The sequence below is a fragment of the Reyranella sp. genome, assembly GCF_965279625.1.
Lineage (GTDB): Bacteria > Pseudomonadota > Alphaproteobacteria > Reyranellales > Reyranellaceae > Reyranella.
Map to the genome: position 1 here is coordinate 775,073 of NZ_OZ257251.1, position 15,706 is coordinate 790,778.

At 66.5% G+C, this 15,706-nt stretch carries 18 protein-coding genes; 5 read left to right on the forward strand and 13 right to left on the reverse strand.

Features of this window, described 5'->3' with window-relative positions:
* Positions 1–2: 2 nt before the first annotated feature.
* The 7 genes from ribB to ACQY78_RS03685 all read right to left on the reverse strand — a co-directional run bounded on the left by ribB (position 3) and on the right by ACQY78_RS03685 (position 6,046).
* Positions 3–1,154: a 3,4-dihydroxy-2-butanone-4-phosphate synthase gene (ribB, locus tag ACQY78_RS03655; protein ID WP_428682841.1), complete on the reverse strand. Its 1,152-nt coding sequence runs from the start codon at positions 1,152–1,154 to the stop codon at positions 3–5.
* Positions 1,151–1,753 (reverse strand): riboflavin synthase, encoded by a 603-nt coding sequence (locus ACQY78_RS03660; RefSeq protein ID WP_428682843.1) that lies wholly within the window; start codon positions 1,751–1,753, stop codon positions 1,151–1,153. The genes ribB and ACQY78_RS03660 overlap by 4 nt, the downstream gene beginning before the upstream one ends.
* A gap of 9 nt (positions 1,754–1,762) precedes the next feature.
* Positions 1,763–2,854: a bifunctional diaminohydroxyphosphoribosylaminopyrimidine deaminase/5-amino-6-(5-phosphoribosylamino)uracil reductase RibD gene (gene ribD, locus ACQY78_RS03665; RefSeq protein ID WP_428682845.1), complete on the reverse strand. Its 1,092-nt coding sequence runs from the start codon at positions 2,852–2,854 to the stop codon at positions 1,763–1,765.
* Between the two features lie 5 nt (positions 2,855–2,859).
* Positions 2,860–3,327, reverse strand: a complete 468-nt coding sequence (gene nrdR, locus ACQY78_RS03670; RefSeq protein WP_304850666.1) for a transcriptional regulator NrdR — start codon at positions 3,325–3,327, stop codon at positions 2,860–2,862.
* Positions 3,328–3,361: 34 nt separating this feature from the next.
* Complete coding sequence (gene glyA / locus ACQY78_RS03675; protein WP_428682847.1) at positions 3,362–4,669, reverse strand: serine hydroxymethyltransferase; 1,308 nt, start codon at positions 4,667–4,669, stop codon at positions 3,362–3,364.
* Between the two features lie 5 nt (positions 4,670–4,674).
* Positions 4,675–5,115, reverse strand: coding sequence for a ribose 5-phosphate isomerase B (gene rpiB, locus ACQY78_RS03680; RefSeq protein WP_428682849.1), 441 nt, complete (start codon positions 5,113–5,115; stop codon positions 4,675–4,677).
* 253 nt (positions 5,116–5,368) lie between these two features.
* Positions 5,369–6,046 carry a GNAT family N-acetyltransferase gene (locus ACQY78_RS03685; protein WP_428682851.1) on the reverse strand — a complete coding sequence of 226 codons (678 nt, stop codon included), beginning with the start codon at positions 6,044–6,046 and terminating at the stop codon, positions 5,369–5,371.
* 58 nt (positions 6,047–6,104) lie between these two features.
* Here ACQY78_RS03685 and ACQY78_RS03690 point away from each other — a divergent pair, with 58 nt between their 5' ends.
* Positions 6,105–6,680 carry a bifunctional transcriptional activator/DNA repair enzyme AdaA gene (locus ACQY78_RS03690; protein WP_428682853.1) on the forward strand — a complete coding sequence of 192 codons (576 nt, stop codon included), beginning with the start codon at positions 6,105–6,107 and terminating at the stop codon, positions 6,678–6,680.
* 33 nt (positions 6,681–6,713) lie between these two features.
* Here the strand turns inward: ACQY78_RS03690 and ACQY78_RS03695 are convergent, their stop codons facing one another.
* The 6 genes from ACQY78_RS03695 to ACQY78_RS03720 are packed head-to-tail and all read right to left on the reverse strand — an operon-like array spanning position 6,714 to position 12,108.
* Positions 6,714–7,826, reverse strand: a complete 1,113-nt coding sequence (locus tag ACQY78_RS03695) for a branched-chain amino acid ABC transporter substrate-binding protein (RefSeq protein ID WP_428682855.1) — start codon at positions 7,824–7,826, stop codon at positions 6,714–6,716.
* A 55-nt stretch (positions 7,827–7,881) separates the two neighbouring features.
* A complete protein-coding gene (locus ACQY78_RS03700) occupies positions 7,882–8,244 on the reverse strand; it encodes a DUF6867 family protein (protein ID WP_428682857.1) in 363 nt (120 codons plus the stop codon).
* On the reverse strand, positions 8,241–8,969 hold the full coding sequence (locus ACQY78_RS03705; RefSeq protein ID WP_428682859.1) for an ABC transporter ATP-binding protein: 729 nt from the start codon (positions 8,967–8,969) through the stop codon (positions 8,241–8,243). Before ACQY78_RS03705 ends, ACQY78_RS03700 begins: the two co-directional genes overlap by 4 nt.
* Positions 8,962–9,771 carry an ABC transporter ATP-binding protein gene (locus ACQY78_RS03710; RefSeq protein WP_428682861.1) on the reverse strand — a complete coding sequence of 270 codons (810 nt, stop codon included), beginning with the start codon at positions 9,769–9,771 and terminating at the stop codon, positions 8,962–8,964. Before ACQY78_RS03710 ends, ACQY78_RS03705 begins: the two co-directional genes overlap by 8 nt.
* Positions 9,768–11,189 (reverse strand): high-affinity branched-chain amino acid ABC transporter permease LivM, encoded by a 1,422-nt coding sequence (gene livM, locus ACQY78_RS03715; protein WP_428682863.1) that lies wholly within the window; start codon positions 11,187–11,189, stop codon positions 9,768–9,770. Before livM ends, ACQY78_RS03710 begins: the two co-directional genes overlap by 4 nt.
* 4 nt (positions 11,190–11,193) lie before the next feature.
* Positions 11,194–12,108 carry an ABC transporter permease subunit gene (locus tag ACQY78_RS03720; protein ID WP_428682865.1) on the reverse strand — a complete coding sequence of 305 codons (915 nt, stop codon included), beginning with the start codon at positions 12,106–12,108 and terminating at the stop codon, positions 11,194–11,196.
* Between the two features lie 186 nt (positions 12,109–12,294).
* Here ACQY78_RS03720 and ACQY78_RS03725 point away from each other — a divergent pair, with 186 nt between their 5' ends.
* The 4 genes from ACQY78_RS03725 to ACQY78_RS03740 are packed head-to-tail and all read left to right on the forward strand — an operon-like array spanning position 12,295 to position 15,702.
* Entirely contained in the window at positions 12,295–13,164 is an 870-nt protein-coding gene (locus tag ACQY78_RS03725) for an NAD(P)/FAD-dependent oxidoreductase (RefSeq protein WP_428682867.1), read from the forward strand.
* 17 nt (positions 13,165–13,181) lie between these two features.
* A complete protein-coding gene (locus tag ACQY78_RS03730) occupies positions 13,182–13,700 on the forward strand; it encodes a UGSC family (seleno)protein (protein ID WP_422036204.1) in 519 nt (172 codons plus the stop codon).
* A complete protein-coding gene (locus tag ACQY78_RS03735) occupies positions 13,697–14,734 on the forward strand; it encodes a hypothetical protein (protein WP_428682869.1) in 1,038 nt (345 codons plus the stop codon). Before ACQY78_RS03730 ends, ACQY78_RS03735 begins: the two co-directional genes overlap by 4 nt.
* The gene (locus ACQY78_RS03740; RefSeq protein ID WP_428682871.1) at positions 14,731–15,702 is read left to right on the forward strand and encodes a hypothetical protein; all 972 of its coding nucleotides are present in this window, start codon (positions 14,731–14,733) and stop codon (positions 15,700–15,702) included. Before ACQY78_RS03735 ends, ACQY78_RS03740 begins: the two co-directional genes overlap by 4 nt.
* Positions 15,703–15,706 lie beyond the last annotated feature (4 nt).

Below are 15,706 nucleotides of genomic sequence, written 5' to 3' on the forward strand. Positions count from 1 at the left end.
GTTCAGACCTTTGCGCGGCCGGGAACCGGCTTCTGGGCGACGATCTTGAGGCCGAAGCCCTCCAGAGCGACGACACTCTTCTGCGAATTGCTGAGCAGCACCATTTCCTTCACGCCGAGATCGATCAGGATCTGGGCACCGACGCCGTAGTCCCGCAATTCCTGTCCCGACGGCTCGATCGGCTCGCCGGCGCGGCGGCGCTGCTCGGCCAGAACGACGGTCAGCGGCTCACGGATCAGCACGATCACGCCGCGGCCTTCCTTGGCGATCTCGCGCATCGAGGCCTCGATCTCGCCGCCCCGGCCGCCGCTGCGCTGGCCCAGCGTGTCGGTGAAGAGGTTGACCGCATGCATACGCACCATGACGGGGCCACCCGCCGCGGGATCGCCCTTCACCAGGGCGACGTGCTGCGCCATCGTCACCTTGTTCACGTAGACGACACAGCGGAAGTCGCCGCCCCAGGTGCTGTCTAGCCTGGTCTCGCTGATGCGCTTCACGATCGAATCGTAGCGGCGGCGATAGGCGATCAGATCGGCGATGGTGCCGATCTTGAGCGCATGGCGCTGTGCGAAGGTGATGAGATCGTTGCGACGGGCCATCGTGCCGTCGTCGTTCATGATCTCGCAGATCACGCCGGCCGGATTGAGGCCCGCCAGGCGCGCGAGGTCGACGGCAGCTTCCGTGTGGCCGGTGCGCTCCAGCGTGCCGCCATCGCGGGCAACCAGCGGGAACACGTGACCCGGCGTCACGATGTCGTGCGGTCCGCACGACGGGTCGATCGCCACGGAGACGGTGCGCGCGCGATCGGCGGCCGAGATACCGGTCGTCACGCCCTCGCGCGCCTCGATCGAGACGGTGAACGCGGTCGAGTGACGGGTGCGGTTGTTCTGCGACATCAACGGCAGGCCGAGCTGCTCGACCCGTTCGCGCGTGAGCGCCAGACAGATCAGGCCGCGCGCGTGCTTGGCCATGAAGTTGATGGCCTCGGGGGTGGCCCACTGGGCCGGGATCACCAGATCGCCCTCGTTCTCGCGATCCTCGTCGTCGACGAGGATGAACATCCGGCCCTTGCGGGCTTCCTCGATGATGTCCTCGGCGGCGGCCTTCACTTCGCTGAAGGTGATCCGCCAAGCGTCCTTTTCGAGCGCACTCATGATTTCTGATGCTCCAACAATCGCGCAACGTAACGCGCGAGCATATCCACCTCAAGGTTGACCCTCTGGCCGACCCGGGCCTGGCCCAGCGTGGTGACGGACTGGGTGTGTGAAATCACGTTCACGCCGAAGCGATTGTCGTCCACTTCATTCACTGTGAGCGATATCCCGTCGATCGCAATCGAGCCCTTCGCCGCAACGAAACGGGCCACTTCCGGCGGCGCCTCGAAGACGAAGCGCACGCTGCCGCCTTCCGGCGTCGACGAGACGATCTTGCCCACGCCGTCGACGTGACCGTAGACGAGATGCCCGCCCAGTTCGTCGCCGAGCTTCAACGACAATTCGAGGTTGAGGCGGCTGCCGACCGTCCAGTCTCCCAGATGCGTCTTGTCGAGACTCTCGGCCGAAACCTCGACGGCGAACCGGCCCGCGCTCTTTTCGATCACCGTCAGGCAGCAGCCCGAACAGGCGATCGAGGCGCCGATGGCGATCGGCGTCATGTCGTGCTTCGTGGCGATGACGAACCGGCGGTCGCCTTCCTTGCCGCCGGGGTCGACCGAGACGATCTCGCCGATGTCAGTCACTATGCCTGTGAACATGGCCGCTACTTAGTCCTCCCGCCGCCAGGTTTCCAGCGTGTCGCCCTGCAGTTGCCGCGCCGAAACCAGCCGGAACCGGGGCGCGGAACCGAGCCGTGCAAAATCCAGTCCGCCGACCGCAGTGCGGCCGTCTCCCCCGAGCACGAGCCCTGCCCGGTAGCTTGAAATGCCGTCGACCAGCCCCGCCTTCAGGAAGGACGCCGCGACCTGCCCGCCGCCCTCGACCAGGACCCGGGTGAGCCCGCGTGCGCCCAACGCCCGTGCGGCCGCCAGAACATCGATCCGGCCCTCGCTGCCACTATCGACCTCGACGATCTCTACGCCAAGCTCGCTCAGCGCCTCCCGGCGATCGGCCGGAGCGGACTTCGTACACACCAGCCAGACCGGCGTCACCCGTGCCGACGCGGCCAGTTTCGACCGGGTCGACAGGCGCGCCTGCGAGTCGAGGACGATGCGGACGGGCGAACGTGCCTCAAGGCCCGGCAAACGGCAGGTCAATTCCGGATCGTCGGCTTCAGCTGTCGCGGCGCCGACCAGGATCGCGTCGTGGGTCACCCGCAGCCGATGGCCGTCGCGTCGCGCCGCCTCGCCGGTGATCCATTTGCTCTCACCGGAGGCGGTCGCGATGCGGCCATCGAGCGAGCCCGCCATCTTGAGATGGAAGAGCGGGCGGCCTTCACGAACCCGCAACAGGAAGCCGGCGTTGATCTCGGCCGCCTGGACGGCCCCTTCTCCGATCTCCACGACAAGGCCAGCCGCCTTCAGCCGTGCGTGCCCCTGCCCCTTCACCCGCGGATCGGGATCCTCGAGCGCCGACACGACGCGCGCGATACCCGCCGCCACCAGCGCGTCCGCACAGGGCGGCGTACGGCCGTGATGCGAGCAGGGTTCCAGGGTGACATAGGCCGTGGCGCCCTTCAGCGACTGACCGGCCTGCGCGGCCTGGGCGATCGCATCGGCTTCGGCGTGCGGGCGGCCGCCGTGCCGGGTGCGGCCGCGCGCCAGCACCTGGCCGTCGCGCACCATCACGCATCCGACGGCGGGATTGGGCCAGGTAGTCCCCAGAGACCGGCGCGCCAGCGCGAGCGCCGCGCGCATCATCGGCGTCAGTCCTTGAAGTGGGCGGTATCGGCCAGGTCGGAGATGAACTCCTCGAAGTCACGGGCCTCGCGGAAGTTGCGATAGACCGAGGCGAACCGCACGTAGGCCACCGGATCGAGCGCACGCAGCGCATCCATCACCAGTTCGCCGATCTGCGTCGACGGAATCTCGCTCTCGCCGGAACTCTCGAGCCGGCGAACTATTCCGTTCACCACGCGCTCCATCCGCTCCGGATCGACAGGCCGCTTGCGGCACGCGACCTGGATGGAACGCGCCAGCTTGTCACGGTCGAACTGCACCCGCTGTCCGTTCTTCTTCACCACCGTCAGCTCGCGCAACTGCACCCGCTCGAAGGTCGTGAAGCGCGAGCCGCAGGACGGGCAGTAGCGCCGCCGGCGGATCGCCGAATTGTCGTCGGTCGGCCGCGAGTCCTTAACTTGTGTGTCCTCGTGACCGCAGAATGGACAGCGCATCTCGTTCCCCCGTTCGTTCCGGCTTGGCGCCTTGTCAGTCGCGGTAGATCGGGAAGCGCGCGCACAGGGCGTGAACCTTGGCGCGAACTTGGGCCTCGACCTGGGCGTCTCCGTCCGGACCGTTCTTGGCGATGCCGTCGAGCACATCGGCGATGAGATGGCCGATCTGCTGGAACTCGGCGACGCCGAAGCCGCGCGTCGTTCCCGCCGGCGAGCCGAGCCGCACGCCCGAGGTCACCGTGTATTTCTCCGGATCGCCCGGGATGCTGTTCTTGTTGGTCGTGATGCCGGCGCGATCGAGCACCTTCTCCGCCGACACGCCGGTCGCCTTCTTCGGACGCAGGTCGACCAGCATGACGTGGCTGTCGGTCCCGCCGGAGACGATCTTCAACCCGCGCTCGGTCAACACGGCGGCGAGCGCACGCGCATTGTCGATCACGTTCTGGGCGTAGACCTTGAAGTCCGGCTTCAGCGCCTCGCCGAATGCCACGGCCTTGGCGGCGATGATGTGCATCAGCGGGCCGCCCTGCAGGCCGGGGAACACCGCCGAGTTGATCTTCTTCCCGAGCTCGGCATCGTTCGACAGGATCATGCCGCCGCGGGGGCCGCGTAGCGTCTTGTGCGTCGTCGTCGTCACGACATGGGCGTGGGGCAGCGGGCTCGGATAGACGCCGGCCGCCACGAGACCGGCATAGTGCGCCATGTCGACCATGAAGTAGGCGCCGACCTCGTCGGCCACCTTGCGGAAACGCGCCCAGTCGATGTGACGTGAATAGGCCGAGGCGCCGGCGATGATCACCTTGGGCTTCTCGCGGCGGGCCGCCTCTTCCATCTGCTCGTAGTCGATCAGATGCGTGTCGGGCTTCAGTCCGTAGGACACGACCTTGAACCACTTGCCCGACTGGTTGGCCGGCGAGCCGTGCGTGAGATGGCCACCCTGGTCGAGCGCCATGCCGAGGAACGTGTCTCCCGGCTGCAGCAGCGCCATGAACACAGCCTGGTTGGCCTGCGCGCCGGAATGCGGCTGCACGTTGGCGAACGAGCAGTCGAAGAGCTTCTTCGCGCGCTCGATGGCCAGGTCCTCGGCCTTGTCGACTTCCTCGCAACCACCGTAGTAGCGGCGACGCGGGTAGCCTTCCGCGTACTTGTTCGTCAGCACCGAGCCGGCCGCCTCGAGCACCGCCCGTGAGACGATGTTCTCCGAGGCGATCAGCTCGATCTGCTCACGCTGGCGATGCAGTTCGCCCTTCAGCACCGCGTCGATCGCGGGATCCGCTTCGGCGAGACTCGTGGTGAACATCGGCAACGGCGAATCGACCGTCTTTGCAGCGGCTTGGCTCATGATACTCAACCCTTCGAAAGCTTGTCGACGCGGCCGGCATGGCGGCCGCCTTCGAACTTCGTCGCGAGAAAGACCTTCAACGCCTCGCGCGCGACCTCGATACCGGTCAGGCGCTGGCCGAAGGCGATGACGTTCGCATCGTTATGCTCGCGCGACAGGCGCGCCGAGGTCACATCGTGCGCGAGGACTGCGCGAACCTTGGGATTGCGGTTTGCCGCAATGGAAATACCGATCCCGCTGCCGCAGACGAGCACGCCGCGCTCGGCCTTGCCCGAGGCAATGGCGTCGCCCATCGCCTTTCCGAAGTCCGGATAGTCGACGGATGCGGTCGAATGCGTGCCGAGGTCCAGCACTTCGTGACCCGCTTCCTGCAGGTCCCGTTTCAGACTTTCCTTAAGGTCGAAGCCGGCATGATCCGACGCGACCGCGATGGTGCCACCCGGCATTTCGACGATCGACCCCCTCTAGCTATTGAGCCCCCCGATACCATATCCGGGGCCGCGATGTCACCGTTTCGCAAAATCGTGGAAGGTGACCCACAAGACACTGAATTGGCTCAGGAAATTCGTCGGCCCAGTGCGACAATCGCCCCCACGAGGGCTTGTACGCCCGCCGCCAGCAGAAATGGCACGACATAGCCACGCAATCGCACCCGAGGCGGCCCAGACGACTGCGCGCCGTGGCGGTCGCCCCCTTCGCTCATCCCGGCCGGCGCCACAGGACCATGAGTTCGCGGCGGGTTTCGAAGCCCTGGTGACGATAAAGGTCGATCGCCGCCTGGTTGTCGGGTCGTACGTGCAGAAATGGCACTTCGTCGTTCTCAAAGGCCAACCGCATCAGCCGCCGCACCAGCCTGGCCGCGTGTCCTTGTCCCCGTGCCTCCGGATGGACGCAGATTGCGCTCAACTCGACATGGCCCGGCAAGCGCAGCCGCTCGCCCGCCATGGCCATAAGGCGATCTCCTTGCCAGATGCCGAGATAGCGGCCCAGCAGCGGCGTACGGCGTCCGAACGGACCGGGTTGGGCCAGCTCGACGAGCTCGAGCATTGCCGCGGCGTCGGCCGAGGAGAGCGTCGAAATCGCCTCGCCGCCACCCTCCGGAGTTCGTGTCGCCACCATCTGCAGCAGCGGAAAGCGACCGAGATCATCCCAGCCGGCTGGAAGCGGCTCCTCTGTCGGCCGGAACAGGCGTGCCTCGGTGCCGACCGAAAGATCTGCAGCAAGGTCGGCATAGGCCTGATCCGACGGCTCGAGGATCGCAGAGAAAGGTGCGATGTCGCGCGGATAGTGGCGGGCCGCTCCACGGCCGGTCGCGTGATTTCGGTGAGGCCCCACAAGGGCGTGCCAGACCGGATTGTCGAGAACATTGATCGTCATGCCGCGCGACGTAACATGAGCGGCGAAAGTCGACTCGCCGGAATCGGACTCCATCGTCATGCTCGACCACGAGGTCTGCGAACGCGCCCGCATCGGACGCGACCGTCGCTACGACGGCCGGTTCTTCTCCGGCGTACGGACCACGCGCATCTACTGCCGGCCGGTCTGTCCGGTGCGGCCCGCCCAGGGAAAGAACGTCCAGTTCTATCCGACGGCCGCCGCAGCCGAGGTTGCCGGCTTCCGCCCGTGCCTGCGTTGCCGGCCAGAGACGGCCCCCTTCTCGCCGGCGTGGCGGGGATCGCGCACGACGGTGCAGCGCGCCATGCGGCTGCTGCGCGACGGAGCGCTCGATCACGCGGGCGTCGACGATCTTGCCGAACGACTAGGCATCGGCTCACGCCATCTCGGCCGGCTGTTCCAGCGTCACATCGGCGCCAGTCCGTTGCAGGTGGCGCGGACACTGCGGGTCCAGCGTGCCAAGCGGCTCCTCGACCAGACCAGGTTGCCGATGCTGGAGGTCGCGGCACGCGCTGGCTTCACCAGCCTGCGGCGTTTCAATACCGTCTTCTCCGAAGTCTACCGGCGCACGCCCAGCGACATACGCCAGCTCCGGCAAAACAAAAGGCCCGGCTGACGCCGGGCCTTTGCCTCGCAAGGGCGATTTGCCCTACTTCTTCATCGGCGCCGACTTCCCGTCCTTCCAGACGTAGATGTCGTAGACCGCGTCCTTGATGTCGCCCTTGGCGTCAAATTCCAGGACGCCGACGGCCGAGTCGTACTTGCCGGTGCGAAGCTGCTTGGCGACGGTGACGGCATCGACCGACTTCGCCTTGTTGGCGGCATCGGCCCAGGCCTTCACGGCGGCGTAGCTGAACAGCGTGTAGCCTTCCGGATTGTACTTGGCGTCGCGGAACTTCTTCACCAGGGCGGCATTCTTGGGGTCGTCCTCGGCCTTGGGCGGGAACGACATCATCACGCCGTTGGTCGCCGCGCCGCCCAGCTGGGCGAACTCGGCCGTCTCGAGCGCATCGAAGCCCATCATGTTGGCCGCCAGGCCCTGCTCACGCGCCTGCTTGATGATCAGCGCACCCGCGGTGTGGTAGCCGCCGAGCACGATGATATCGATCTTCGCCTGCTTCATCTTGTTGATCAGCGCGGCAAAGTCCTTGTCGGTGTCGTTATAGGCCTCGTACATGGTCTCGCGCAGACCGCCCTTGTTCAGGGCCTTCTTGGTCTCGTCGGCCACGCCTTTGCCGTACGGCGACTTGTCGTGGAGGATCGCAACCTTGGCCGTCTTGTTGTTCTTCAGGATGTAGTTGCCGACCGTCGTGCCCTGCACGTCGTCGCGGCCGCAGGTGCGGAACACCGTGGTGTTGCCCTTGCCGGCCGCGTCGTCCGTCAGCTTCGGGTTGGTCGAGGCCGGCGTGATCTGCAGGATCTTGCCTTCCTTGTAGATGTCCGAGGCCGGGATCGACGAGCCCGAGCAGAAGTGCCCGGCCACGAACACGACCTTGTCCGACACCATCTTGTTGGCGACCGCGGTTGCCTGCTTGGGATCGCAGGCATCGTCGCCGATCACCAGTTCAAGCTTCTGCCCATTGACGCCGCCGGCGGCATTGATGTCCGCAACCGCCATCTCCGCGCCGCGCCGGAGCTGCTCGCCGAACGCCGCGTTCGAGCCGGTCATGGGGCCGGCCGAGCCGATCTTGATCTGGGCAAACGCGGGCGTCGCCATCAGCGCGACGGCTGCGACGGCCAGAGTGCCGTACATCTTCTTCATCCGGGTCTCCCTTGTTGGTTGAGCCTCCTCCGCACGCGCGGAGCATCTCGATACATTAGGGCCGCTCGTCCCAGCCCAGCAAGCCTTTGCGCCTATAGAGCCAGGGATACTGGCGCACCATCTGGCGCGCCCGGGTGAGCCTGAAGGCAAAGGCCGCGATCGCCAGTTGGACCGCCCAGCCCAGCGCGAAGCCCGCCAGCGACAAGAGCTCGCCGCCGGCCAGCGCATAGTCGAGGAAGCGCAGCGTCGCCGACAGGAGCGCCGTGTAGAACACGATCTGCGGCCAGGGCCGCCAGGTCAGCGCCACGGCATGTCCCGCCGCGAACGAGGCCGGCCCGATCAGAACGAGGTTGAACAGCACCACGTTGAACAGCGTGTCGCCCAACCAGTCGAACATGAAGGTGTCGAGTGGGCTCATGCGTGGCCGCCTTCGAGATAGGCCGCCCGGACCTCCTGGTTGGCCAACAGCTCCTTGCCGCTGCCGCTGAGCCGCACCCGGCCGTTGGCCAGCACGTAGCCGCGGTCGGCGAGTCGCAGCGCATGAAAGGCGTTCTGCTCGACCAGAAAGATCGTCACCCCCTCCTCCCGCGCGATGCGGCCGATCGAGTCGAAGATCTGACGCACGATCAGGGGCGCCAGGCCGAGCGACGGTTCGTCGAGAAGAAGGAGGCGCGGCCGGCTCATCAACGCCCGCCCGATGGCCAGCATCTGCTGCTCGCCGCCCGACAGCGTGCCGCCGCGCTGGTCGCGCCGCTCGGCCAGCCGCGGGAACATCGCAAAGACCCGGTCGATGTCCGACTTGAAGCTGGCCGGGTCGCCCAGGATCGCGCCCATCTGCAGGTTCTCGTAGACGCTCATGCGCGCGAAGATGCGCCGCCCCTCCGGCACCTGCGCCACGCCGCGCCGCACGATCTGATGGGTCGGCAGGGTCGTGATGTCCTCGCCGTCGAAGGTGATCTTGCCGCCGCGCGCGCGAGGATTGCCGCAGATCGTCATCAGCAGGGTCGACTTGCCCGCGCCGTTGGCGCCGATCAGCGTCACGATCTCGCCGCGCGTCACGTCGAGATCGACCCCGTGCAGCGCCTGGATGGCGCCGTAGAAAGTCTCGACGCCCTTCACCGAGAGGATCGAGGGTTCAGCCATCGATCGCCTCCTCGTCGGTGCCGAGATAGGCACGGATCACCGCCGGGTCGTTACGCACCGCAAGCGGCGCCCCCTCGGCGATCTTGCGGCCGTAGTCGAGCACGACGATGTGGTCGGAGATGTTCATCACCACGCTCATGTCGTGCTCGATCAGCAGCACGCCGATCCCGTCACGGTCGCGGATCGAGACCAGGAGCTGGTTGAGCTCGGCCGATTCTCGCGGGTTGAGGCCCGCGGCCGGCTCGTCGAGGCAGAGCAGCACCGGCTCGGTGCACATGGCGCGGGCGATCTCGAGACGCCGCTGGGCGCCGTAGGGCAGCTCGCCGGCCGGTCGGTCGGCATCCGCCACCAGTCCGATGCGCTCCAGCCAGAGCCGGGCCAGCTCGATCGCGGCCGCCTCGGCGCGCTGGAAGCGACCGGCGCCCACCAGCCCCAGCAGGCTCCAGCCCGACGCGCGCATCAGCTTGTTGTGCTGTGCGACCATCAGGTTCTCCAGCACCGTCATGCCGGAGAACAGGCGGATGTTCTGGAAGGTGCGCGCCACCCTCGCCTTCTGGCCGATCTCGTGGCCGCGCATCCGCTCGAGCAGGAATTCACTGCCGACGCCGCGCAGGGTCAGCCGCCCGATCGTGGGCTTGTAGAAGCCGGTGATGCAGTTGAAGATGGTGGTCTTGCCGGCGCCGTTGGGCCCGATGACGGCGGTGATGGCGTGCGACCGAGCCGCGAACGAAACGTCGTCGATGGCAACCAGCCCGCCGAAACGCATGGTGAGATGCTCGACCTCGATCAGCGGCGCGCTCATCCACCGCCTCCTGAGCCCGCCGGATGCAGCCTTATCGACGGTTCGCGGCTGGAGACGAGGCCGCGCGGCCGGAACACCATGATCAGGACCATGGCGAGGCCGAAGGCCAGCATGCGGTAGTTGCCGAGGTCGCGGAACCATTCGGGCAGGCCGATCAGCAGCACCGCCGCCAGCACGACGCCAATCTGGCTGCCCATGCCGCCCAGCACGACGATGGCCAGGATGATCGCCGATTCGATGAACACGAAACTCTCGGGACTGATGAAGCGCTGCTTGGCGGCGAAGAACGAGCCGGCAAAGCCCGCGAACATGGCGCCGATGGCGAACGCCGTGAGCTTGGTGTTGGTGGGATTGATGCCCAGCGCCTGGCAGGCCGTCTCGTCCTCGCGCAACGCCTCCCAGGCGCGACCGACCGGCAGCCGCCGCATGCGCTGGGTGAACAGGTTGGTGATCAGCGCCAGGCCGAGGATGATGTAATAGAGGAAGATCAGCCGGTGATTGCCGTCGAAGGCGATGCCCAGCATCTCCGATACGGTCTGCTTGCCCGGCGGCGGCGTCTCGGCGAACACGGCGCCGAACAGGGTCGGTCCGGGAATGGAGCCGATGCCGGCCGGACCGTTCGTCAGGTCGAACCAGTTGAGCAGCACCAGGCGGATGATCTCGCCGAAGCCCAGGGTCACGATGGCAAGATAGTCGCCGCGCAGGCGCAGGACCGGAAAGCCCAGCATGATGCCGAACAGCGCCGCCATCATTCCCGCAAGCGGCAGTACCGTCCAGAAGCCAAGCCCATACTGCGTGCTGAGCAACGCATAGGCGTAGGCGCCGACAGCGTAGAAGGCCACGTACCCGAGGTCGAGCAGGCCTGCGAGCCCGACCACGATGTTCAGCCCCCAGCCCAGCATCACATAGGTCAGGATCAGCACGCCGAGATCCATCGTCTTCTGGTCCGCGAACGGCATGGCCGGCAGCAGGACCGCCCCGGCCAGCAGAAGCCAGCCGAACCATTTGGCCCCGGCCTTGCCCAGCGCCACGCCGGAGGGGGTCCGCGCCGCCGTGCCCATCGCGTCGTTGGCCCACGGCCAGATCGCGCGGATCACCAGCACGACGCCGCCCAGCCCCACGAACCAGTGCAGGAAGCCTGACGGCAATTTCATCGGCGAGGCGCCGGCCGCGATCATGGCGACACCCAATAGAATGGCGGGCCAGCGCAGGCCGTTCGCCGCCATGGAGAGGCCGAGGCGCCCGACGAAGATCGCAACGACCGCCACGGCGAGATCGACCAGTTGGTAGTCGAAGCCCAGCCCCTTCCCGCCGCCCTGGTCGACGGTGCGGAAGCCAACGACGAAGAAGCCGAGGGCCGCGGCAACGAAAGCGGTGAGACCCGCATCCTTCAGCATGAGAGGGAGACGCGGGCCCATGCGCTCAGACCTTCTCGATCTCCGGCTTGCCGAGCAGGCCGCTCGGCCGGAAGATCAGCACCAGCACCAGGATCGCGAAGGCCGCGACGTCCTTGTATTCGCTCGAGAAGTAGCCGGCCCAGAACACCTCGATCAGCCCGATCAGCAGCCCGCCCAGCATGGCACCCGGCAGCGAGCCGATGCCGCCCAAGACGGCAGCCGTGAAGGCCTTGATGCCGGCCAGGAAGCCGATGAAGAAGTCGATGATGCCGTAGTACATCAGGAAGAGCATGCCGGCGACCGCAGCCAGCGCCGCGCCCAACACGAAGGTGAGCGAGATGGTGCGGTCGACGTTGACGCCCAGCAAGGAGGCCATCTTCATGTCCTGCTCGCAGGCACGCTGCTGGCGTCCCAGCGAAGTCCTGGCGATCACCCAGGTGAAGCCCGCCATCAGGACGACCGTCACCAGCACGATGATGATCTGCAGCCAGGTGACGCGCACGTCGAACCCGTCGGCGGTAAAGAGATTGAAGCCGCCCGACACGATCTGCCCGCCGGGTTTTGGTCGCGCGCCCTGCGCCAGCTGCACGTAGTTCTGCAGCGCTATGGAAACGCCGATCGCTGAAATCAGTGGCGCCAGGCGGAACGAACCTCGCAACGGTCGATAGGCCGTTCGTTCTATTGCCCAGCCGTAGACGGCGGAGAAGGACATGGCCAGCAGCAGGACCAGGACGATGGCGATGGGCGCCGAGCTGATGCCGAGACTGCCGCAGATGATGAAGCCGATCAGCGAGATGAACGCGCCGATCATGAAGACTTCGCCGTGTGCGAAGTTGATCATGCCGATGATGCCGTAGACCATCGTGTAACCAATGGCGATCAGCCCGTAGATGGCGCCCAGCGTGATTGCGTTGATCAGCTGTTGCGTGAAATACGCCATGCCTTGTTTCTGTCTCCCTGTCCTTGCGACCTACGATGCTTTCTCGGGCACTGGCAAGCTCAAGATAGGCCGCCTGCAAATCGCGGACCACAAGCCACGGGGTGTCGCCGAATGCCGGCCAAGCCGGGGTCGGGCGGCCGAAATGCCGCTTGCGCTCCGTCGCGCGAGCACGGATTAAATGCAGCCATGATTACCCCCTCCTACGACGTGATCGTCATCGGCGCCGGTCCGGCTGGACTTACCGCCGCCACCGAAATCGCCCGCGCGGGCCTGAAGGCGCTCTGCCTCGACAAGCTCGCCCCCGGTGGCGAAATCATCAACCTCGGCGCCCTTCACGATTTCGAGGAAATGTTCGACGGCACGACGATGGCCGCGCGCCTTACCGACGACGCCGCCGTGGCGGGCGTGGAGATCGGCTTCGGCGAGGTCTCCGCGATTGCCGGGACCGGCCCCTTCGAGGTCGAGACGACCGACGGCGAGCGCCACAGTGCGCGCTCCGTCGTCGTGGCGACCGGCCTGAACAAGGGCAAGCTCGGCATTCCGGGCGAGGATGAATATGAAGGCCGCGGCCTTTCGCACTGCGCCAATTGCGACGGCCCACTCTACGCCGGCCAGCCCGTAATCGTCGCCGGCGCGACCGGCTGGGCGCCTTACGAGGCTGCCGTCCTGGTCGGTATTGCTGGCGACATCACCATGCTCGGCGCCCCGACCGGCCCCGTGCCCGAGGGCGTGACGGCCCAGCCGGGACGCATCGTCGCCCTCGAAGGCAGCAATGGCCTCGAGGCGGTCACCATCGAAAATGACGGCCAGCGAAACCGCGTTTCGACGAATGCCGTGTTCGTTTACGAGGGCCGGTCTCCCGCTGCGGAATTTGTGCCGGATTCGCTTGCACGCGACGCCACGGGGCATATCGTTGTCGATGCACAGGGCCAGACCGGCCAGCCGCTGGTATTCGCCGCCGGCGACGTCCGGTCCGACTCCAAGGAATACCTGGCCGACGCGATCGCGGACGGCCAACGCGTCGCCAAGACGGTCGTCGCGGCGTTGAACAAATAGCGTGGAGGAAAGCAGACATGCGTATCTTCAATCCGAGCTTTGGCATGGCCGCCGCCGGTCCCGCCAAGGTGACCTTGCAGCCCGTGAACTGGGCGACCGACGCCATTGCCCTGATCTCCAATTCCAAGCCGAATGCCCGTGAGCTTCTGGAAGGCGTCCGCGCCATGCTCGGCGCACACCGTCCGGTGGACAACATCCACTTCCATGCCAAGAACAGCGCCAGCCAGCCCGCGCCGAAGGAGCTGATCGAGAAGGTCGCCAAGAACTACAAGGCAGCGCTTCTAGCCTTAGGTGATTGAGGAAGCTGTTCATCGTGGAGTTTCCACGACAGCCTCGAACTCGAGAAGCTCGGCATCACCGCTTTCGTGATCGCCACTGAGACTTTCAAACCGCTGGTCCTCGCCCAGGCGAAAGCCCGCAAGGTCGAAGCGCGCCTTATCGTAGTGAAGCACCCCGTCGGCGGCCTGAATGCCGAAGAGCTGCGGGAACGCATCGAAGCAGCCACCAAGGGACTGACCGAGGCGACGAGCAAATGAAGGACATCGCCGAACAGGAAGTGATCGACATCGGCGACATGGATGTCGAGGCCTTCAACGAGTACGCCAACGAACAGGGCTGGAGCGACGGCATGCCGCTCTTCGTCCCCACCGAGGCCAAGGTGGCGAAGTTCGTCGAGACCGTTCGCGGCGACAACCGCCCCTACCCGCCGGTGCCGCCGCGCCAGATCGTCCCGACGCTGCAGGCCCTGGCCGCGAACGCAGTCATGGCCGGCTGCAAGGCGGAGTACTTCCCGGTGGTGACCGCCGCCCTGCGTGGCGTGCTCGACCCGGAATACAATCTCCACGGCACGCTCGCGACCACGCACTCCTGTGCGCCGATGGTCATGGTGAGCGGCCCGATCCGGCACGAGCTCAACATCAACTGCGGCACCAACTGCTTCGGCCAGGGTCGCCAGGCCAACGCCACGATCGGCCGCGCGCTCGGCCTGATGCTGCTGAACGTGGCAGGTGCCAAGCCGGGCGAGATGGACCGCTCGACCCAGGGCAATCCCGCCAAGTTCACCTTCTGCTTCGGCGAGAACGAGGAAGAGAACCCGTGGACGCCCTATCACGTGCAGCGCGGCTTCGCGCCCACGGACTCGGTCGTGACGGTGATGTCGGGCGAAGGCCCGCATAATCTCAACGACCACGGCTCGACCACGGGCGACGGCCTCCTGACCACCTTTGCCGGTGGCATGTCCAATCCGGGCGCCAATACGATCTACGGCAAGGGCCCGATGTTCGTCATCATCGGCCCAGAGCACGCCGCGACCCTGAAGCGCGACGGCTTCACGATCGACAGCATCCGCGAGGAACTGTGGAAGCGCTCGCGAGTCCATCTCTCGCGCGTCTCGAAAGAGAACCTCGTGACGTACGAGACCACCGGCCACAAGCCGGATGGTGACTGGCTGACGATCGGCCGCGATCCGGGCGACATCCACATCACCGTGGCGGGCGGGCCGGGCAAGCATTCGGCGTTCATTCCGTCGTTCGGCGGCACCACCGTCGCCTGCACGCGCATCGCCCGATGAACGAGTGGTGCGGCTGGCCGGTCGTCGACGAGTCGACGGCCTGGGAAAGCGCACAGCAGATCCTGACGGAAGCCGAACTCTCGGACGGCCTCCCTCTGGTGCCTCCGACGCAAAAGCGACTCGACGCCATGATTGCGGGCGTCGCCAACCGGGCGGACTCGCTTGGGATGATGCCGCCGATGTTCGGCGACATCACGCCCGAGGCCGTCGCCTATCAATGCGTGATCGCGGGCTGCGTGCCGGCGGAACTGCCGGTCGTACTGGCGGCGGCGCAGGCCCTGCTCGAGCCCGACTTCAATCTTCTCGGCATCGCCACCACCACCGGCAGCGCCGCCGTCGCGCTCTGCGTCCACGGCCCGATCGCGCGCAAGCTAGGCGTCAACGCCCTGACCAACGCCATCGGCCCCGGCACGCGCGCCAATGCCTGCATCGGCCGCGCCCTGCAGCTCTGCCTGCGCAACATCGGCGGCGCGCGCTCGGACACGGGTGACATGGCGACGATGGGCCAGCCGGCCAAGTTCACGCTGTGCTTCGCCGAACGCGACGAAGGCCCCTTCCCCACCTTCACCGAACGCCACGGCCTCGGCAAAGACGAGAGCGCCATCACCGTGATGGGCATTTCTGGCACGGCCGAGGTGCTGCCAGGGGACGGCGAAGGCGCCACGCCCGAGGCGATCCTCGACCCCGTCGCCGCCGGCATGCGCGCGGAGATCATGATGTCGGGCCAGAGCCGCAAGAGCGCGCGCGGCGAACAGGTGCTTCTGCTGCCGCTGGAACTCGCGGAGAAAATCGCCCGCCACGAAGGCTGGGATCTCAAGCGCGTCCAGCAGTACCTGTTCGACGAGGGCAAGGATGTCGCGGCCTCTCCCGAGGCGATCCATCCGATCGTGACCGGCGGCGCCGGCTACAAGATGGCCTATCTCCCGATCTGGGGCGGCGGCTCACACATGGTGCTGCGCAAGCTCTGACGCG